Genomic DNA, 20,368 nt, shown 5'->3' with positions numbered 1-20,368 from the left:
ACCTCCTTATGCTAAACGCGGGTTCAGCTTGTCAGTGTCGATATCGTAGTCTTTGATAGCTTTAGCTACCACTTTCTTATCGATATCACCTTGGTCTGCCAGCTCTTTCAGTGCTGCAACCACAATATAATGCGGGTTCACTTCAAAGTGTTTACGCAAGTTAGCGCGGCTGTCTGATCGTCCAAAGCCGTCGGTACCTAATACCCGGTAAGAGGTTGGTACCCAGGCGCGAACCTGATCAGCGTACAGCTTAATGTAGTCTGTTGCTGCTACTGCCGGTCCTTTCGCCTTTTTCATGACTTGCGTAATGTAGGCTTCTTTTTCTTTCTTCTCAGGGTTCAGCATGTTCCAACGGTCAGTATCCAGACCGTCGCGCGCCAGCTCATTGAATGAAGTTACACTGTAAACCGTTGAGTTCACGTCGTACTCTTCAGACAAGATTGTCGCCGCTTCACGTACCTGCTGCAAAATGGTACCGCTGCCTAACAACTGAACGTCGCCTTTGGCTTTGTTCTTGGCCTTCACTTTATCCAGTTCGTAAATACCTTTGATGATGCCTTCTTCGACACCTTCCGGCATTTCTGGCTGATGGTAGTTTTCGTTCATTACGGTGAGGTAATAGAAAACATTTTCCTGGTCGCCAAACATGCGTTTCAGGCCATCGTGCACGATAACTGCAATTTCATAACCGTAAGTCGGGTCATAGCTAATGCAGTTTGGCACCGTGCCAAAGTGAACCATGCTGTGTCCGTCCTGGTGCTGAAGACCTTCGCCGTTAAGCGTTGTACGACCGGCAGTACCACCGACCAGGAAGCCTCGGGTCTGACTGTCGCCAGCGGCCCAGACTAAGTCACCGACACGCTGGAAGCCGAACATAGAGTAGTAAATGTAGAACGGAATCATCGGCTCGTTGTTTAACGAGTAACTGGTACCCGCGGCAATCCAGGATGCCATAGCACCCAGCTCGTTGATGCCTTCCTGAATAACCTGGCCTTTTTTATCTTCGCGATAATAAGCCACCTGGTCTTTATCCTGCGGCGTGTATTTCTGGCCATGGTGCGAGTAGATACCCACCTGACGGAACAAGCCTTCCATACCGAAAGTACGAGCTTCATCCGGAATAATTGGCACAATACGTTTACCAATTTTCTTGTCTTTCAACAGCGCGGTCAGTACACGAACAAAAGCCATGGTTGAGGAAATTTCACGATCCCCTGAACCTTTCAGTACCGCGTCGAAGGCTTTCAATGCAGGCAATTCCAGTTCTACATCGCTTTCCGGACGACGCACCGGCATATAACCACCGAGCTTCTCGCGACGCTCGTTCAGGTACTTCATTTCATCGCTGTCGTCATCAAATTTGTAGTACGGCAAGTCTTCCAGTTCTTTGTCTTCAAACGGAATATTGAAACGGTCGCGCATGTGCTTAACAGCTTCTAAATCCATTTTCTTAACCTGGTGGGCAATGTTTTTGCCTTCACCCGCGGCGCCCATGCCATAACCTTTCACGGTTTTCGCCAAAATAACCTGCGGGCGACGTTTCGTATTTACTGCTTTGTGGTAAGCCGAGTACACTTTTACCGGATCGTGACCACCACGGTTTAAGCGCCAGATGTCTTCGTCAGACAAGTTGGCGACCATTTCTTCGGTTTCAGGGTACTTACCAAAGAAGTTTTCACGGGTGAACTTGCCACCTTTGGCTTTAAAGTTCTGATAGTCACCGTCAACGGTTTCTTCCATTAACTGTTGCAATTTACCTTCGGTATCGCGGTACAACAGCGGATCCCAGTAGCGGCCCCAGATAACTTTAATCACTTCCCAGCCAGCGCCGTGGAAGTTACCTTCCAGTTCCTGGATGATTTTACCGTTACCACGTACCGGGCCATCTAAGCGCTGCAGGTTACAGTTAATAACAAAGGTCAGGTTGTCCAGCTCTTCGCGAGCGGCCAGACCAATAGCACCTAAGCTTTCTGGCTCGTCGGTTTCACCGTCACCTAAGAAGCAGTAAACGCGTTGTTTCGAGCAGTCTTTAATGCCGCGGTCAGTCAAGTACTTAAGGAAACGAGCTAAATAAATAGCCTGAATTGGACCTAAGCCCATAGAGACCGTCGGGAACTGCCAGAAGTCCGGCATTAAGTTCGGGTGCGGATAAGAAGGTAAGCCTTTACCGTCGACTTCCTGACGGAAATTATTGAGTTGCTCTTCGGTCAGACGCCCTTCAATGAAAGCACGACCATAAATACCGGGTGACACATGGCCCTGAATAAACAGGAAGTCACCACCGTCACCTTCACTCGGTGCGCGGAAGAAATGGTTAAAGCCAACATCGTACAACATGGCTGAAGAAGCGAAACTGGCAAGGTGGCCACCCAACTCTTCGCCTTTTTTCGATGCCCGCAATACCATCATGGCGGCATTCCAGCGAATAGCTGAACGAATGCGCGATTCCAGCGTCTGGTTACCCGGCATAGTGGGTTCCTGGCTGGCAGGAATGGTATTCAGATATGCGGTGGTTGGCTTATAGGGTAAATAAGCGCCATTGCGACGAGCTTTGTCGACCAATTGTTCTAACAAGTAGTGCGCTCTTTCCGGGCCTTCGGCCTCAAGCACACCCTCAAGAGCGTCTAACCACTCCTGAGTTTCCTGCTGGTCGACATCTTTGTTTAATTCTTCACTCATAGCTATTCCTTACCTTTTTATCAATTCAGGAACGTCGTAGCGAACGTTGAATGCGTGACTGTTCTTTGCCTAAGTCTAACAATGTCTGTTCAATATAGGCCAAATGTTGATGACACGCATCCCGCGCTTGCTCCGGTTTACCGGCAACAATGGCACTAACCAGCTGCTGACGGTGTTGATTCAGTTTTCCCAGCAAGTCGTCACGACCCGCCAGTATTTCCAGGTTCTGCCTAATATTTTCGGCCAGTAATTCCTGCATGCCATGAATGACATGCAACAAAATAACGTTGTGCGAGGCCTCTGCAATACGGTGATAGAATTCCACTATTGCATTGACCTGATCATCAATGCTGTTAGCCCGGCTATTCTCTAAGTCTTTTATACTCTCGGAAATCCGATCCAGATCGGCCTCGGTGCCTCGTAATGCCGCATAAAAAGATGAGATGCCTTCCAGTGCATGACGGAACTCGAGCAAATCAAATTGCGACTCTGGGTGTTTGGCCAGTAATTCAAATAAAGGTTCGGTCAGTTGCTCATTCATGCTGTTAATAACATAAGTACCACCGCCCTGCCGACGCTCTAAAACACCCTTTGCTTCCAATTTTTGAATGGCCTCACGCAACGACGGGCGTGACACATTGAACTGCTGAGCCAACTGTCGTTCTGATGGAAGTTTTTGCCCAGCACCAAGCCGCCCGTCCACTATCATCTGCTCAAGATGAGCGACGATAGTGTCAGATAGCTTCGTTTGTTTTATGGGTAAATCCGGCATAACGGTAAATTGGTCAGACCAAATGATGCGGTTATTCTAAATCATTTACCCGCTGAGCCCAAATTTTTCTCAGCTGGTACAACCTCTAGTTCACCCAACCCGTTAAGGTTAAGGCGGCAATAACACACACCCAGAAAATCTGCTGGCGACGCATTAAACGCAACTGACAAGCAATGTGCTCAGTCCTGTCGTCGGGGTGCTGAGGGCTGTCCTCTGCTTTGCTGGCAACATTAAACAGAAGTTTGTCCGGGTCCGTCTGTGGATTCACGCAGTGCTTAACCCAAACCGGAAACGCCCGCGAAAAATGCCCCACAATTAATAAACCAAACCCGGCTAAGCGAGCCGGAACCCAGTCTGCAAACCACATAAATTGCTGCCAGGGTTTAGTCGACTCCTGTTCACTTAATTGCTTTTCGGCGTAACGCAGACTGGCATATACCAAAGCGCCGAAACTGCCAAACAGCACAAAATAAAACATCACTGCGATATATTGCCGATAATTGATCCAGATTAACGAGTCACTTAACTGCTTTGGCTGATGATGTCCGGCAAATTCAGTTAATGCTAATTGATGTTTATTAGCCTGTTGTTCGTCACCACGGTTTGCGGCTTTTAGATAAGCCTTATAACTTTTGCGGGCGGGCTCGCAATTGAGCGCCAGCAGTAAAGACAAAATACTGACAATAAAGGTCACCATCAGGTTGTCCAACACCACCACTAGAAAACCGACAGCCAAAGCAGGAACCAGCAGGCGAACCAGTTGCAGAGGTTCACTTTCCCACTTTTCGTTTTTCAGCCGTGCCGCACTCCAGTGTTGCCAGCGTTCCAGAAAAAACGACCAGTGCAAAAAGGCCGGGCTGTGATACAAACGCTCAACGCTTAATGCAATCAGCAACGCAATGAGGACCATTCATGACTCCTTATAAGGCATTTAAATAGGTTTGCCAGTCAAATTCACTGCCCGGATCCGTTTTACGACCCGGGGCGATATCCTGATGGCCGACAATACGCCGACGGTTTAGCTTGGGATATGTGCTGATTAACGCCTTAGTGACTGCAATTAATTGTTCGTATTGTTGTTGAGTATAGGCACTGTGGTCGGTTCCTTCGAGCTCAATGCCTATACTGAAATCGTTACATCGCCTGCGCCCGCAGTAACGGGACATGCCGGCGTGCCAGGCTCGTTTATCAAAAGGCACGTATTGCTCCAGCGTACCATCCCGGCGGATCACACAATGGGCCGACACCCTCAGCCCTTTCAGGATAGCAAAGTCCGGGTGTTCATCGGGTTCCAGTTCGCCCAGAAACAACTGACGAATATAAGGTGTACCATATTGTCCTTCCGGCAGACTAATACAATGAATGACCAGCAGACTGACTTCAGCGGTTTGTGGACGCTCATCGTAATGCGGGGACGGGTGCTGCACCGCAGTGGTTATTTTATGATTTTTTATCGGGTCGCTTTTCACAGGCTCAACAAAACGGTAAAGTTTGCCCCCTAGTATCCGTATTGTCTGTTAAAAGGTAAAGCCATCTATGAGCCAGCCCGAGCTCCAACTTGCTATTCAGGACGGCGTGCGAGCCGCATTGAAAGAAGATTTATTCGGTGAAGACGCCCGTTTAGATATTACTGCGCAACTGATCCCGGAACAAAGCCAGTCACGTGCCAGCATTATTACCCGCGAAAACACTGTCATTTGTGGTTGTGCCTGGGTTGATCAGGTGTTTCGCCAAATGGGAAATCAGGTAGAAATTGAATGGCTGGTAAAAGACGGCGATAAGGTGAAAGCCAACACGGAACTCTGCCGCTTAAAGGGCCCCAGCCGCATTTTGCTGACCGGTGAACGCACGGCACTTAACTTTTTACAGACGCTATCTGCTACCGCGACCACCACTTATCACTACAGCAAATTGCTCGACGGTTATAAAACACAACTGCTGGATACCCGGAAAACTCTGCCTGGTATGCGTTTAGCGCAGAAATACGCGGTGCGCTGCGGTGGTGGTGTGAATCACCGCATTGGTTTATTTGATGCTTACCTGATTAAAGAGAATCACATTTTCGCCTGTGGGGGTATTACTCAGGCTGTCGCTACGGCCAAACGCCTGAACCCCGGTAAAACGGTGGAAGTTGAAGTTGAGAATTTGGATGAATTTGGACAGGCTCTGAAGGCCGAAGCCGACGTGATTATGCTGGACAACTTCAGTATTGAAGACATTAAGCAGGCCGTACAGCAAAATCATGACAATGCCGGGCACAGCGCGCAACTAGAAGTTTCGGGGAATATTACCGACGAGCGTTTACCGGAACTGGCTGCCACCGGGGTTGATTTTATCTCCTCCGGCGCTTTGACAAAGAACGTCCAGGCAATTGATTTATCAATGAGAATTTCAGAAGATAGCTAGAAAATGGCGGTGGATAGCCAATAACTTACAGGAAAATAGAATTTACTAATTCGCCCGGGTGAACCACAGTTCTTCTGTTCTTAAACAGGGAGCTGAATTATGCAGGAAGCACATTTTCACCGTTTACCCGTTCTTCGTTTATCCGTTCTTCGTTTTCCAGGTAAGGGTTTTAGTCTTATCGAGATGATGGTCGTGGTGGCCATCATTGCCATCCTCTCGGCTATTGCCGTTCCGTCGTACACCTATTACACCCAGCAGGCCAAAGTTAGTAAAGCTTTAGCCCATGCTCAGCCGTTACAGTTGGGTATCGCTTTATGCTGGCAAATTGAAGGGCAGTTAAACCAGTGCAATCAGGCCGGAAATAACGGCATCCCCGGTTTACCGTCGCCTCTACCCGATGAACTCAGCGACCTCAGTCTGACCGAATCCGCTGCCGTGCGCCTAACTCTCGACTCGGTGAGTATTAATAATCAGCCACTGCAGATTGAACTGACACCCAACGCCGAGAATACGCATTTAGACTGGAACATTGCCTGTTCCGATTACAACGAAATGCGCTCAGTGGTGCAAAACTGTAAACAACAGGTAACCTACTAATGGTTGGGTTCGCCTGTTGTTCACTCACCCACCTGCCCGGGCAGACGAGTTCTTCTGAGAATGAGCACGACCCTTTTCTACAACAACATGGTTTGCTGCTTTTTGCTCAGGGCCAAGAATGGCTCATGTTATTGCAAAAACCGGGGTTTGCGCCGGTTGACAGGGTATTACTGAGCTTTTACAGCGATAAAAAAGTATTGCTGATTCGTGGTAAAGGCAAGCGACCCGGTATTCAATTGCCAAAGGACTCAGCTATCGAATACGTTGACCAGCTACTTTTGTACTGCTCAGAAAAAGGACTATCTGACCTGCACCTGCAACCTCTGAACCAAGGTGTTGTTGTCAGAGGCCGGGAAGCCGGACAGCTGCGCCGTTTGGATTTTATCGCGCGAGAGTTTGCACAGCAGGTTTATTCGCGAATCAAAGTACAGGCCAACCTTGATTTAACCGAACAACGCCAACCGCAGGACGGACGCTTGTCAGTGCAATCCGGTGATAACACGCAACTGGAATTCAGATTAAACTGCTGTCCGGTTATCGGTGGAGAAAAGTTGGTGCTGCGGTGCTTACAGCCAACTCACAACATTACCCCCTTACAACAAACCGGTCTGCTGGAAGAACAGTACGCCTGGTTTGCCCGCTGTTTAAGCCAGACGCAGGGGTTAATTCTGGTGACCGGCCCAACCGGTAGTGGCAAAACTTCAACTTTGTACAGTGCAATGAGCCAACTGGATACTGAGCGCAGCAATGTCTGCAGTGTCGAAGACCCGGTTGAGGTTCCGCTGCCGGGCTGCAGTCAGGTAATGGTCAATGCGCGCCAGGGACTGACCTTCGCATCGATTCTTCGCGCCCTCCTCCGGCAAGACCCCGATGTTATCCTTATTGGCGAAATCCGCGATGCAGAGACAGCTAAAATTGCAGTTCAGGCCGCGCAAACGGGTCATTTAGTTCTGAGTTCACTGCATACCAACAACTGCCTGGATACGTTAAAGCGTTTGCAGTCTCTGGGCGTTAACCCGCTGGATATTCGCAGCTCATTAAAGCTTATTGTCAGCCAACGTTTACTGCCCGTAGCCGAAAGCCACAGCAGGACAGAGAAAAACCGTCAGGCAGTATTTGAGGTTGTGCCCTGGTTGGATGACTCTGAAGAGCTCGTTGAGAAACTAACCAGCTCCCGGGCCTCCATTGAAGATTTGCGTCACTACCTGAACCAGTTAAATCTTCCGGACTTTTCGCAGGCGCTACAGCATTATATCGATACCGGCTTGATTAACAGTGCAGAAAAGGAGCGTTTCACTTATGAAGACGCTTAATTACTGCTGGCAATGGCAGGCTGACAATGCATCCGGGCTGGTTCATGCAGACTCGCTGTTGCAGGCGAAACAGCTGTTATCGCAACATCATATCCGTTGCACAAAAATAAAACGCTTATCCAAGCGTCAGAGAAAACTTAATAGACCTAAATTATCGCTCTGGTACATTCTGTTGCAACAAACCGCAAGTCTGCTGGAAAGTGGCCTGCCGCTCTCAGAAGCTCTGCGACACAGTATTTGTGAAACTAAGTCCAGAAGCCTGCGCTGGTTAATTGAAGATTGTATTCGCAGCATTGAGCACGGCTTCTCTTTTAGTCGAGCACTGACTTATTATGAACACTGGTTACCCAAAGCTGACATTAATGCCATAGCCTGGGCGGAACAAAACGGACAGCTTGCCGATGCGTTACAGCAGTTACAAGAACTGGAAAAACGCCAGCATCAACTGAAAAAGCAATTAACCAAAGCACTGCGTTATCCCGTCGTTGTATTAATAGTGGCGGCTGGTGTTTGCTTCATGATGATGGGCTGGGTTTTGCCGGCCTTTGCTGAACTCTTTGGTGAAGGCGAACTGCCATGGCTAACCGCTGTTTTATTGAATTCATCAGCACTTTTGAAAGAGCAGGCATTTGTCATTTTCAGTGCGATATTAGCTGCGGCAGTTACTCTTTTTACCATTAAAAGCAAAGCTCCCATGTTCTTTCAACGAACACTCGCGCAATTACCCGTTATTGGTCAGTTGCTACAGGATATTAAGCTGCAGCAGCTGTTTCATCGGCTGGCGGTAGCTTTGCGGGCTGGTATTGAAACCCGGCAAGCTATTCTCAGCACCGAATCGTCTTTGAGCTGGTTACCCCATAAAGCAGCTTTGCGTCACATTCATCAGCAGCTAGAGTCCGGTAATGGTTGGGTAGACAGTTTCCGCTCCAGCACTCTGAATGAGCCTCGCACTCTCAGTTTTCTTAAAGTTGGCGAGCAAAATGGTAAAATTGATAACGCCTTCGCCGCACTTGCCGATTTCAAGCAACAACGTTTTGAGGAAAATTGTGAGCGCCTTATTGCCCTAGCAGAGCCCTTGCTGATGGTCGTTTTAGGCGGCATTATAGGCACTCTTTTGATCGCTATGTATTTACCGCTGTTTTCTATGGGGCAGCAGTTTCAATAACTAAGGAATAGAAGTATGGAATACTTGCTTGCTGCCGGGTCAGTACCGACATTGGTGGTCGCGCTGGCGCTGGGCGCCGTTATCGGTAGCTTCCTGAACGTAGTGATCACCCGACTGCCAATACAGCTGGAACGCCAATGGCGGCGTGAATGTGCCGAAATGAACGGTACCCCGGTAACCGAACAGGCTCGCTTCTCCATCGCGTTTCCGGGCTCACATTGCCCTGAATGCAAGACCTCTATTGCCTGGTACGATAATATTCCGCTGTTGAGCTATCTGGTTTTGCGGGCTCGCTGCCGCCATTGTCAAACTCGCATTCCGGTTACCTATTGGCTGGTTGAAATTATCAGTTGCGCGGCTTTCGGTCTGATAAGCTGGAATTTCGGGTTCACTCTACCGGCGCTGGTGTATGTTACGGTCTTTTCGTTATTGATTTGCCTGTTCGTTATCGACTGGCGTCATCAGTTACTGCCCGACCAGCTCACTTACCCTTTACTCTGGGTCGCTTTGCTCTGGTCTATCTCTGACTTAAGTGACATGACTCCGGCCTCCGCAATTATTGGTGCCGCAGCGGGTTATCTTAGTCTTTGGAGCGTGTTCTGGGCCTATAAGCTCATCACTGGCAAGGAAGGTATGGGCTATGGTGACTTTAAACTGCTGGCGGCTATTACCGCTTTTACCGGCGCGACTCTGTTGCCCGTCACTATTCTTGCCAGCTCGGTTTGCGGAGCCGTAATAGGTCTGATTATGTTACGCCGGCAAAACCGCTCACAACCTATACCCTTTGGGCCCTTTCTAATCGGCGGAGGCCTGCTGAGTTACTTTTATGGTATGGAGCTGTTGTTCAGTTACTGGCATTGGCTAGGAGGCGTTTAAGAATGACCTACGTAGTTGGTGTAACCGGGGGAATTGGTAGCGGAAAGTCGGCAGCCACAGCCGAGTTTGAAAGGCTGGGTATAACCGTGGTCGATGCTGACATTGTCTCCCGTCAGGTGGTGATGCCGGGCAGTCCTTGCCTGCAAGCTATTGAAGAGCATTTTGGTAGTGATCTGTTAACAGACAAAGAGGAGCTTGACCGCAAAGCTCTACGCCAAAGAATATTCTCTGACCCCGAAGAAAAAGATTGGTTGAACAGCTTATTACACCCGGCCATACGCGAGGAAATTCTGGCTCAACTGGAACAAGCTAGCTCGCCCTATGTGATTTTATCAGCGCCGCTACTACTGGAAAATAATTTAGATAAGTACTGCCAGCGGGTATTAGTGGTAGATATTCCGGAAGAATTGCAACTGCAAAGAACCATTCAGCGCGACGAGAGTCCAAAAGAGGAAGTTGAGGCAATAATGAAAGCTCAACTGAGTCGTGAGGCACGACTTCGCAAAGCGGACGATATTCTGAATAACGAGGGCAGTATCGACGAATTACGTCGGCAAGTTAACCAACTGCATCAGCGCTATCTTGCGGCAACCGTTGCACAGGAAAAGTAATCCGCTATCATAGCAACAGAGTTCAACAATCGGCAATCGCATGACATCTACTGATAACGACAACATTCTCTATGAATATCCGCTTCAGGAGCGTATGCGAACTTATTTGCGTTTAGAGCATGGCTTCGAACAGTTAAAAGCCAGCCGAACCTGTTTTGATGAACAGGCTGAACCCTTTTTTAATGCCCTGTTTGCTGTCACCGAACTACTTGAACGATGCGACATCCGTACCGAACTGACGAAAGATTTAGAGCTCGATAAACAGCGTTTACAGAAATGGGAAGAACACCCCGACGTTGACCGCGACGCATTGCGAAGAACCATTAATGAAATTGAGCATTGCCTCAGCACGCTTCAGGATATTCCAAAGTACTTACGTCAACTCAAAGATGATGCGCTGCTGACGAGTATACGCCAACGGTTCAGCCAACCTGGCATGAGCGGCTTATTTGAATTACCGCAGTTACATTTATGGTTAAGTCAGTCTGCTGAAGAGAAGCAGCAACAATGCGAAAGCTGGAGTCAGACACTGGCTTTTGTTGAACTGGCTATTACCTTAAAACTGACATTATTACGCGAGCAATCCGTTTTTGCGCCAATACAATTGCAAAATGGTTTCCTGCAGGAAAGTTCTGAGCAGTTGCTTGCCATGCTGCGAATTAAAGTCCCCCGCTCGGCTAAGATTTATCCGGTCATCAGTGGGCATCGACAACGATTTACGGTACGATTCATGCCCTTACCCGGGGAGAGCAAAGAAGCATCCCTGCACGATATTGAATTTGAACTCGCAAGGTGTAGTCCATGAGTATTAGTGTTAACTGCCCAACCTGCCAGACTAAGGTAGAATGGTCAGAAAAATCCCCTGCCAGGCCTTTTTGCAGTGAGCGGTGCAAGCTGATTGATTTAGGTGAATGGGCAAACGAGGAAAAAAGCATCCCGGGCGAGCCCGTTGTCATAGCTAACGACGACTATAACAACGACGAACAGGACTATTAGCTCAGATAGTAGTTATCAGAGTATGAGTTGCTGTATTAATAAGCGTTTAACGACTGCATAATGCATTCGACAATGGGTTGATTAGCTTCCGGAAACTGGAATGCATCCAGCTGGTTTTTATCAACCCAACACCAGTCCTGACCTTCTAACTGACGCGCTTCACCGCTGTAAGCAAGCACCCACCAGACATCGAGTAAAACACGCTTATCTTTGTACTGATGCTCTATGACGGTTAACGGCGCCATATCGGTCACATCAATACCGCACTCTTCTTTTAGTTCGCGCTGCAACGCTTGTTGAACATTCTCGCCAGCTTCGACTTTACCGCCGGGGAATTCCCACTTACCACCCTGATGTTGTTCAGGATGACGTTGGGCGATAAAAATTTCGCCCTGCTCATTTTCAATCACGCCTACTGCCACATGGACAGCAGGCGATTTTTGGGTTTCCATAAAAACCTATAGTTTACCGTGACAATGTTTGTATTTTTTACCTGACCCACAAGGGCATGGTTCGTTACGACCCACTTTTGCGCCTTTGCGAACTGGTTGTCCCTGAGCATTATCAGGGCTTTTCTGAGGCTCTTCAGCCGCCGGGCCACTTTGTTCATGACGGAACTCACGTGGCGCGCTATCCGCTGCTTTACGTTGCTCATCTACTGCATCAACATCTTCCTGAGCACGTACTTTCACCTTGCTCAAAATAGTCACAACGTCGAGCTTCAGGGCTTCCAGCATTTCGGTAAAGAGCTCAAAGGCCTCTTTTTTGTATTCTTGTTTCGGGTTCTTCTGAGCATAACCACGCAGGTGAATACCCTGACGCAGATGGTCCATTGCCGCTAAGTGTTCTTTCCAGTGCTGGTCAAGACTTTGCAACATGATGGATTTTTCGAAGCGGCGCAGCACTTCCGGCCCCACCATCTCTTCTTTTTCCTGGTAAGCTTTAACCAGCTCTTCCAGTACCCGCTCCCGCAAAACTTCCTCATGGAAATGCTCTTCTTCGTCCAGCCACTGCTGTAATGGCAGCTCTATGTGGAAGTCACCGCGCAGACGCTCTTCCAAACCTTTTAAATCCCAAAGCTCAGCCAGAGACTGCGGCGGAACGTACTCGCTGATCACTGAGTTGATCACGTCTTCACGTATCGCAACAATGGTTTCAGAGATATCACCTTCGTCCAGCAATTCATTACGCTGGTCATAGACAACACTGCGCTGATCGTTGGCTACATCATCGTACTCAAGCAGTTGCTTACGAACGTCGAAGTTACGTCCTTCCACTTTGCGTTGCGCATTTTCAATAGCTCGCGTTACCCAGGGGTGTTCAATGGCTTCGCCTTCCTTCATACCCAGACGCTTCATCATTGTTCCGATACGGTCTGAAGCGAAAATCCGCATAAGTGGATCTTCCAGCGACAGATAGAAACGCGATGAACCCGGGTCACCCTGACGACCGGCACGACCCCGTAACTGGTTGTCGATACGACGCGACTCATGGCGTTCTGTACCAATAATGTGCAAGCCACCGGCTTCAATCACGGCGTCATGCAGTTTCTGCCAGTCTTGCTTTATTGTCTCAATTTTGTCGTTAGATGGCTCTTCCAGCTTTTCAACTTCTGCCATCCAGCTTCCGCCCAGAACGATATCGGTACCACGACCGGCCATGTTGGTCGCAATGGTCACTGTTCCCGGACGGCCTGCCTGAGCAATAATGTCTGCTTCGTGTTCGTGGAATTTAGCGTTCAGTACCGCGTGAGGAATTTTCTTTTTCTTCAGCAACTGTGACAAAAGCTCAGAGTTTTCAATAGAGACCGTACCCACCAACACCGGACGCTTCTGCTTACGACACTCTTCAATGTCCTCGGCTATAGCTTCGTATTTTTCCAGTGTAGTCAGATAAATCAGGTCGGCTCTGTCATCACGAACCATTGGTTTATTAGTTGGCAGTACAATGGTCTCCAGACCATAAATAGACTGGAACTCGAAGGCTTCAGTATCGGCTGTACCGGTCATACCGGCAAGCTTGTTATATAGACGGAAATAGTTCTGGAAGGTAATAGACGCCAAAGTCTGGTTTTCGTTCTGAATTGGCACACCTTCTTTGGCTTCTACCGCCTGATGCAGACCTTCAGACCAACGACGGCCTTCCATTGTACGCCCGGTGTGTTCATCAACAATGACAACTTTGTCGTCTTTGATGATGTAATCGACATCTTTTTGAAACAGATGATGAGCGCGTAAAGCAGCATTGATATGGTGCAATAAACTGATATTGGCGGCAGAGTAAAGCGAATCATCCGCTTCCAGCATACCTTTCTCTTTCAGCAGCTCTTCTATGTGTTCCTGACCGTGCTCGGTCAGGTGCAGCTGCTTGGCTTTTTCATCAATAGTAAAATCGCCGTCGCCTTGTTCTTCTTCGGTGTCTTCTTTTTCCTGACGAACTAAGTGTGGAACCAGCTCGTTCATTTTACGGTACATTTCTGAACTGTCTTCAGCCGGACCGGAAATAATCAGCGGCGTACGGGCTTCATCAATCAGAATTGAATCAACTTCATCGACCAGAGCATAATTTAATTCACGCTGGACTCTGTCCTGCGGCGCAAAAGCCATATTGTCACGAAGATAGTCGAAGCCAAATTCGTTGTTGGTACCGTAAGTAATATCGGCCTGATAAGCTGCTTTCTTGTCTTCAGGCGCCATACCCGGAATGTTGAACGCTACGGTCAACCCAAGGAAGTCGAATAATGGCTGGTTGAATTCAGCGTCCCGTTTGGCCAGATAATCATTCACCGTAATAATGTGAACGCCTTTACCCGGTAACGCATTTAGATACGCAGGCAAAGTCGCTGTCAGCGTTTTACCTTCACCCGTTTTCATTTCTGCAATACGGTTATCGTTCAGTACCATACCGCCAATCAACTGCACATCGAAGTGACGCATACCGAAAACCCGTTTACTGGCTTCACGAACGGTAGCAAAGGCTTCGGGTAAGATTTTCTCTATGCGCTCACCATCGTTCAGGCGCTTGCGAAACTCAGTGGTTTTCTCTTTTAGCTCGGCATCACTTAACGCTTCAAACTCGGGTTCCAGCAAATTAATTCGCTCAACGTCTTTCTTCATAGTTTTGAGAATGCGATCGTTGCGACTACCAAATACTTTTCGAAACAGACTGCCTAGCATGAGATTGATTTATCCTGTGTTACTTTCCTGAACAACAAAAGCGGTACCTGAAGTACCGCCTACGTTCTAATTAATTTACCGAGTTATTTTGAGTCAGCTTTACGATACACAAACTGATTAGGGTCAATTTGACGGCCGTTACGCAAAACTTCGTAATGAACATGCGGTCCGGTCGACCGACCACTGCTGCCCATTTTCGCAATTTGCTGGCCGCGGGTAACAACATCCCCTACTGAAACTGTTAACTCGTCGTTATGACCATAACGGGTTTTTAAGCCACCACCGTGGTCAATTTCGACTAAGGTACCGTAACCGTATCTGTCGCCGGCCCAAGTCACAACACCGGCTCCGGTGGCAATAACCTTAACGTCTTCGTTATAACTGGCAAAATCTAACCCTTTATGCATAGCGGGTGTGCCATTGAAAGGGTCTTTACGAACACCATACTGCGAAGACAGCCAACCATCTGAGATTGGGCGGCCTGCAATATATGCATCATTATTAAGTTGGTGATTCATCATCACAGATTCAAGTAGCGATAGCTGTTTTTGTTTGTCAGAGATCTGCGACAGCATATCTTCAATCTCAGTAAGGACATCGGTACCAGAACTGTGAGGAAGTTCAGCAATTTCTAGTTCTGGCCCGCCAATGGGAAGTTCCTGATTAAAGTTAAACTCACCGTTGTCGAGATTAGCAACACCTGCTAAACGTTCACCTAATGCGTCCAGACGACGCATTTGAGCTCTTAATTCGCCCAGATAAACAGTCATGGCACCCAGGCGCTTTTGAGTATCTTCTTGTAGTTCTTTTAGTGCTTGCTCTTGTAACACAAGCTTTTTCTGCTCTTCCGTAATTTTGTTCTGTGCCACTGCAGGGTCAATACCCTGATACTGCCATGGCTGCCAGGTAGCAAGGCCAATAAAGGCTGCAATGCCGACAAAGGAAAAAAATCGACGTCGACTTAACCTAATACGAAAACGTATTTTGGAGCCTCGATAAAAGACTGATAAACTCATTCGAACTCTCTTAATATTTGCCTACTACGCAATTATGTCACGACACCCGAAAACACCATCAGAATGGCTTCGCTCAGGTCAAAAAACCTTGTCGTCAACATTACGACATTATGCACAGTTTGCCGCCCAACTTTCGCATTGGCAACAATTGTTTCAACAATGCGTTGATAAAAACACCAGTCAACACTGCCAATTGCTGAATATCCGCGATGGTCAAATGATCATTCAGGTGGATAACGGTAGCTGGGCAACCAGGCTAAAACTTCAGCAAGCGGCCATTATAACGCATTTTCGCCACAATGCGACGGTCCCGGTACACCACCTTTCAATTAAGGTGTCTCCGTCAATGAACAGTTTTCAGAAAAGTATTAAAAATCAGAAAGATTCGAGTAGTGCAGAACGTCTACTGACAATGGCTGAGGGGTGTGATGAGCCGTTGAAGTCGGAATTAAAAGCGTTGGCGGCAAAGTTTACCGCCAACGATAAAGATTAAGCTGTCGTTGTTGCTGGTGACCAGAAAGCGATAGGCGCAGTAGCCTGCTCTTCGTCAAAGGTCACGAATTCCCATGCTGACTGTTGCGCTAATAATGCCTGTAATAACTGATTATTCAGCGCATGCCCTGACTTGTACGCACGCAGATGACCTAAAATACTGTGGCCACCCATGTACAAATCACCAATAGCATCCAACATTTTGTGTTTTACGAATTCATCGTCGTAACGCAAGCCGTCACTGTTCAGAATGCGGAATTCATCCAGCACAACGGCGTTATCAAAACTGCCGCCTAATGCCAGATTATTTTCCCGTAAATACTCAATGTCTTTCATAAAACCAAAGGTACGGGCACGGCTAATTTCTTTGATAAAAGCATTAGCGCTAAAGTCGATACTGACGGTCTGCCCTGTGTCTGCGATAGCCGGGTGTTCAAAGTCGATAGCAAAGTCGATACGGAAACCATCGTGGGGTAGCAGTTCCGCCCACTTATCACCGTCTTCGACACGTACCGGCTGTTTGATCCGGATGAACTTTTTCGCTGCTGACTGCTCTTCAATGCCCGCGCTTTGTAGCAGGTAAACAAACGGGTGCGAGCTGCCGTCCATAATTGGAATTTCATGCGAATCGACTTCGATAATCGCATTATCAATTCCAACGCCGGCCAGCGCAGCGAGCAAATGCTCGACGGTAGAAACGCGAACGTTTTCCTCATTGATAAGACAGGTACACAGCTGCGTATCACGCACCCAGTCGGCCCGTGCTGGAATATCCACCACAGGATCAAGGTCCACACGACGGAATATCAAACCGGTATTAGCCGGCGCAGGGCGTAAAGTAAGGTTTACTTTATTGCCTTTGTGCAGCCCAACACCTGTGGTTGATATCGCTTGCTGTAATGTACGTTGCTTAATCATGGTACTTGTTCACCTACCTTTTATATTCGGTTCGCCATGGCTAAAGCCAAAGCGGCCGCATATTATACGACATTTGTCATGGTTCGATCAAATTTTACGCATACTTATCAAGCGTTACGTCAATTTAGTCGACCTGTTTTCGCAAAAAAGCCGGAATATCCAGGTAATCGAGTTCTTTATCCTGTTTAGCTTTGGCAGCGGGCTGACGTTTTGGTTCCGCTTTGGCTTCCGGTTGCAGCTCTTCCTGCTCCTCATAACGAGGTGCTGCACCGCCGCGGTCTATATCATTACTCCGATAAGCCGGTTGCGGTTCACGCTTAGCCGTTGTCTGGTTGGTATTATTCACCAAAGAGATATCGGGCTTACGTTCCGCACCAATACCTGTAGCGACAACCGTTACGCGCAGCTCATCAGACATTTCAGTATCAATAACCGTACCCACGATCACCGTTGCGTTATCTGAAGCAAAGGCTTTAACCGTATTACCCACGGTATCAAGCTCTTCAATGCTCATGTCCATGCCTGCGGTCACGTTAATCAGAACGCCACGAGCACCAGACAAATCAATGTCTTCCAGTAACGGGCTGTTAATGGCCATTTCCGCAGCTTCCTGCGCACGGTCTTCACCGCTGGCAACACCGGTACCCATCATCGCGGTACCCATTTCCTTCATAACCGCGCGAACGTCAGCAAAGTCGACGTTAATAAGACCCGGACGAGTAATCAGCTCAGCAATACCCTGAACCGCACCCAACAATACGTTGTTTGCTGCGCTGAAGGCATCCAGCAAGCTGGTTCCACGACCCATAACCTTAAGCAACTTCTCGTTTGGTATAGTAATTAACGAGTCGACACTTTGTGCCAGTGCATTAATACCTTCGTCGGCTACGGCCATGCGTTTTTTCCCTTCAAACGGGAAAGGCTTAGTCACCACGGCAACGGTCAGAATACCCAGTTCTTTGGCAACTTCAGCAACCACAGGTGCCGCACCAGTTCCGGTACCGCCGCCCATGCCAGCTGCAATAAAGACCATGTCGGCACCTTCTAAGTGGACTCGGATATTCTCGCGGTCCTCTTCTGCCGACTGACGACCCACTTCCGGGTTGGCGCCAGCGCCAAGACCTTTAGTGATGTCCTGCCCTAATTGAATGGTGACATCTGCCGTATGATTACGCAGAGCCTGCGCATCGGTATTGGCTGCAATAAACTGCACACCTTCAATTGATTCTTTCACCATGTGCTGGACAGCGTTTCCGCCACCACCACCGACGCCAATCACCTTAATGACGGCTTCGCTTTCATAATTGTCCATCAGTTCGAACATAATAATTCTCCCTACCTGCTTTTAACGTGCTACCCCAAGTTAAAACTCACCTTTGAACCAACTCTGCACTTTCTGCCAGAGTCCGATCACGTCAGTTTTAGAGCTTTCTTTTTGTGACACAGCGGCATCTTCCTGCCCATACCGTAACAGTCCCACCGCTGTGGCATAAACCGGATCTTCGACGTAATCTCTTAGGCCTTTCATACCCAGAGGAACGCCGATACGAACCGGCATTTGAAAAATTTCTTCGGCAAAATCTACGCAACCTTCCATTTTGGCGCTACCACCGGTAATCACAACACCGGCTGCAATTTGCTCGTCTAAACCACTTTGCTGAATTTCATCCCTGACCAGCTCAAACAACTCCTGATAACGCGGCTCGACCACTTCGGCCAGCGTATGACGCGACATTACCCGCGACGGGCGACCACCCACCGAAGGCACCTCAATGGTGTCTTCCATGCTGACCATTTGTCGCAGCGCACAAGCGTGCTTGGTCTTAATTTCTTCCGCGTGGTTGGTCGGCGTACGGAATATCTTGGCAATATCACTGGTAACCTGATTACCGGCCGCCGGAATTACCGCGGTATGACGCAATACACCGCCCGCGTATATACAAATATCAATGGTGCCACCGCCTAGATCGACCAGCGCCACACCCAAATCTTTTTCATCGTCAGTCAGCACCGATATGCTGGAAGCCAACGCTGAGAAAATCAGTTTATCCACCGACAAACCGCAGCGTTCTACCGCCTTAATAATGTTTTTCGCCATGTCATTTGCACAGGTAATAATGTGCACTTTTGACTCCATGCGAACACCCGACATACCAATGGGGCTGCGGATGCTTTCCTGCGAGTCAATGACATACTCCTGCGGCAATACGTGCAAAATACGACGCTCTTTGGCAATAGGCACTGACTGCGCGGCGTGAATCACGCTGTCGACATCGTCCTGCGTTACTTCGGCTTCGTTAATTGGCACCATGCCACTTTCGTTCTGACAGGAAATATGACGCCCTGAAATGTTCAGGTAAACCGACGCAACGCGGCAGTCAGCCATTAGTTCAGCTTCATCAACGGCCCGCTGAACAGACTGAACAACCAGGTTCAAATCATTCACGCCGCCTTTGTCCATTCCCCGCGACGTAGCCGTGCCAACGCCAACAACGCTGATCTCATTATCAGGCAGCAACTCGCCGATAAGCGCAGTCACTTTGCTGGTGCCTATATCCAGACCTACAACCATATTGCGTTCCGATGTTTTCGACATAGCTGTCTAACTCTCACTTTTTGCTTCACGCCAGGCCACTGCGGCCCCGGTGTCGTATCGTAAATCCACAGTATCGATTTCGTTATCTTTACTTTTTTCATGCTTAACGATGCTGGGAAACACATCAATAAACCGTTTTATTCTTTCTAATGTGGCTTCCCGCCCTAATTTCACTTCAATTCCCTGTGCCAAAACAACGCTGACAGCAAAGCGTTCGGTTAATCTCAACGCTCTTATCTGAAAGCCATTAACCTCCAGCATTTGCTGCACCCGGTTAAACTCTTTCCAGGTTTCCTTCACCGCATTCTCCGGGCCAAACAGCTGTGGCAAACTGCTATCTGCTTTTTCTATATCAGCCCGGAAAACCTCCTGGTGCTGGTTTATAAGCCGATCGCCGTTCCACATGGCTACAGGTTTGTGCTCCGTCACATAAACCGACAGCTTGTCCGGCCAAACCTTGCGAATAGAGACCTTTTGCACCCAGGGTAACTGCTCTACCCGACGTCTTAAGTCATCCACATCAGCCGTAAAAAAACTGCCTAACGGCTCGGCTGTCAGTGCCTGTCTTACTTCTTCGTTGGCGGTGTAATGCAACTCGCCTTGTACATTCAATTCAGCCAGTGGTACTTGTTGTTCGTCCGTCAGTACTTCATTTAACTGATAGATACCAACCAGTGCCCCTGCTATTGTCAGGCATAACACGACCACACCTGACCAAAAATTAACTGAGCGCAGGCGCTGTTCAGCAGCCATCG

The 20,368-nt window shown here is 48.5% G+C and carries 20 protein-coding genes; 9 read left to right on the top strand and 11 right to left on the bottom strand.

Annotated elements, in window-relative coordinates; genetic code table 11:
* Positions 1-6: 6 nt before the first annotated feature.
* From aceE to ampD, 4 genes are all read right to left on the bottom strand, one after another.
* Complete coding sequence (gene aceE, locus ACN0TF_RS09675; protein ID WP_417441749.1) at positions 7-2,679, bottom strand: pyruvate dehydrogenase (acetyl-transferring), homodimeric type; 2,673 nt, start codon at positions 2,677-2,679, stop codon at positions 7-9.
* 25 nt (positions 2,680-2,704) lie between these two features.
* Complete coding sequence (pdhR, locus tag ACN0TF_RS09670; RefSeq protein WP_110013587.1) at positions 2,705-3,451, bottom strand: pyruvate dehydrogenase complex transcriptional repressor PdhR; 747 nt, start codon at positions 3,449-3,451, stop codon at positions 2,705-2,707.
* Positions 3,452-3,536: 85 nt separating this feature from the next.
* Entirely contained in the window at positions 3,537-4,361 is an 825-nt protein-coding gene (gene ampE, locus ACN0TF_RS09665) for a beta-lactamase regulator AmpE (RefSeq protein ID WP_417441748.1), read from the bottom strand.
* A 10-nt stretch (positions 4,362-4,371) separates the two neighbouring features.
* Positions 4,372-4,920, bottom strand: a complete 549-nt coding sequence (gene ampD / locus ACN0TF_RS09660) for a 1,6-anhydro-N-acetylmuramyl-L-alanine amidase AmpD (RefSeq protein WP_417441747.1) — start codon at positions 4,918-4,920, stop codon at positions 4,372-4,374.
* 67 nt (positions 4,921-4,987) lie between these two features.
* Here ampD and nadC point away from each other — a divergent pair, with 67 nt between their 5' ends.
* The 8 genes from nadC to yacG all read left to right on the top strand — a co-directional run bounded on the left by nadC (position 4,988) and on the right by yacG (position 11,415).
* Positions 4,988-5,857 carry a carboxylating nicotinate-nucleotide diphosphorylase gene (nadC, locus tag ACN0TF_RS09655; RefSeq protein ID WP_417441746.1) on the top strand — a complete coding sequence of 290 codons (870 nt, stop codon included), beginning with the start codon at positions 4,988-4,990 and terminating at the stop codon, positions 5,855-5,857.
* A 99-nt stretch (positions 5,858-5,956) separates the two neighbouring features.
* Complete coding sequence (locus ACN0TF_RS09650) at positions 5,957-6,454, top strand: pilin (RefSeq protein WP_417441745.1); 498 nt, start codon at positions 5,957-5,959, stop codon at positions 6,452-6,454.
* A 125-nt stretch (positions 6,455-6,579) separates the two neighbouring features.
* Positions 6,580-7,767 (top strand): GspE/PulE family protein, encoded by a 1,188-nt coding sequence (locus tag ACN0TF_RS09645; protein WP_417441744.1) that lies wholly within the window; start codon positions 6,580-6,582, stop codon positions 7,765-7,767.
* Positions 7,754-8,932 (top strand): type II secretion system F family protein, encoded by a 1,179-nt coding sequence (locus tag ACN0TF_RS09640; RefSeq protein WP_417441743.1) that lies wholly within the window; start codon positions 7,754-7,756, stop codon positions 8,930-8,932. Before ACN0TF_RS09645 ends, ACN0TF_RS09640 begins: the two co-directional genes overlap by 14 nt.
* A gap of 15 nt (positions 8,933-8,947) precedes the next feature.
* Positions 8,948-9,808, top strand: a complete 861-nt coding sequence (locus ACN0TF_RS09635; protein ID WP_417441742.1) for a prepilin peptidase — start codon at positions 8,948-8,950, stop codon at positions 9,806-9,808.
* A gap of 2 nt (positions 9,809-9,810) precedes the next feature.
* The gene (coaE, locus tag ACN0TF_RS09630) at positions 9,811-10,419 is read left to right on the top strand and encodes a dephospho-CoA kinase (protein ID WP_417441741.1); all 609 of its coding nucleotides are present in this window, start codon (positions 9,811-9,813) and stop codon (positions 10,417-10,419) included.
* A gap of 40 nt (positions 10,420-10,459) precedes the next feature.
* A complete protein-coding gene (zapD, locus tag ACN0TF_RS09625; RefSeq protein WP_417441740.1) occupies positions 10,460-11,224 on the top strand; it encodes a cell division protein ZapD in 765 nt (254 codons plus the stop codon).
* The gene (gene yacG, locus ACN0TF_RS09620; RefSeq protein WP_417441739.1) at positions 11,221-11,415 is read left to right on the top strand and encodes a DNA gyrase inhibitor YacG; all 195 of its coding nucleotides are present in this window, start codon (positions 11,221-11,223) and stop codon (positions 11,413-11,415) included. The genes zapD and yacG overlap by 4 nt, the downstream gene beginning before the upstream one ends.
* A gap of 35 nt (positions 11,416-11,450) precedes the next feature.
* On the opposite strand, the gene mutT is transcribed toward yacG, so the two are convergent.
* The 3 genes from mutT to ACN0TF_RS09605 form a co-directional block, all read right to left on the bottom strand.
* Positions 11,451-11,867, bottom strand: coding sequence for an 8-oxo-dGTP diphosphatase MutT (gene mutT / locus ACN0TF_RS09615; RefSeq protein WP_417441738.1), 417 nt, complete (start codon positions 11,865-11,867; stop codon positions 11,451-11,453).
* 6 nt (positions 11,868-11,873) lie between these two features.
* On the bottom strand, positions 11,874-14,591 hold the full coding sequence (gene secA, locus ACN0TF_RS09610; RefSeq protein ID WP_417441737.1) for a preprotein translocase subunit SecA: 2,718 nt from the start codon (positions 14,589-14,591) through the stop codon (positions 11,874-11,876).
* 83 nt (positions 14,592-14,674) lie between these two features.
* A complete protein-coding gene (locus ACN0TF_RS09605) occupies positions 14,675-15,607 on the bottom strand; it encodes a M23 family metallopeptidase (RefSeq protein WP_417441736.1) in 933 nt (310 codons plus the stop codon).
* A 34-nt stretch (positions 15,608-15,641) separates the two neighbouring features.
* Between ACN0TF_RS09605 and ACN0TF_RS09600 the strand changes: the two genes are divergently transcribed.
* Positions 15,642-16,100 (top strand): DUF721 domain-containing protein, encoded by a 459-nt coding sequence (locus ACN0TF_RS09600; RefSeq protein ID WP_417441735.1) that lies wholly within the window; start codon positions 15,642-15,644, stop codon positions 16,098-16,100.
* Here the strand turns inward: ACN0TF_RS09600 and lpxC are convergent.
* From lpxC to ACN0TF_RS09580, 4 genes are all read right to left on the bottom strand, one after another.
* The gene (gene lpxC / locus ACN0TF_RS09595; protein WP_011233703.1) at positions 16,097-17,017 is read right to left on the bottom strand and encodes a UDP-3-O-acyl-N-acetylglucosamine deacetylase; all 921 of its coding nucleotides are present in this window, start codon (positions 17,015-17,017) and stop codon (positions 16,097-16,099) included. The two genes, ACN0TF_RS09600 and lpxC, sit on opposite strands and share 4 nt — an antisense overlap.
* Before the next feature lie 124 nt (positions 17,018-17,141).
* On the bottom strand, positions 17,142-18,341 hold the full coding sequence (gene ftsZ / locus ACN0TF_RS09590; protein ID WP_011233702.1) for a cell division protein FtsZ: 1,200 nt from the start codon (positions 18,339-18,341) through the stop codon (positions 17,142-17,144).
* A gap of 39 nt (positions 18,342-18,380) precedes the next feature.
* On the bottom strand, positions 18,381-19,613 hold the full coding sequence (gene ftsA, locus ACN0TF_RS09585) for a cell division protein FtsA (RefSeq protein ID WP_317503810.1): 1,233 nt from the start codon (positions 19,611-19,613) through the stop codon (positions 18,381-18,383).
* A 6-nt stretch (positions 19,614-19,619) separates the two neighbouring features.
* Positions 19,620-20,366 carry a cell division protein FtsQ/DivIB gene (locus tag ACN0TF_RS09580; protein WP_417441734.1) on the bottom strand — a complete coding sequence of 249 codons (747 nt, stop codon included), beginning with the start codon at positions 20,364-20,366 and terminating at the stop codon, positions 19,620-19,622.
* Between the last annotated feature and the right edge of the window lie 2 nt (positions 20,367-20,368).

Origin of the sequence: Idiomarina sp., from assembly GCF_048265525.1 — a bacterium.
Lineage (GTDB): Bacteria > Pseudomonadota > Gammaproteobacteria > Enterobacterales > Alteromonadaceae > Idiomarina.
This window is presented reverse-complemented; position numbering and strand designations above follow the sequence as displayed.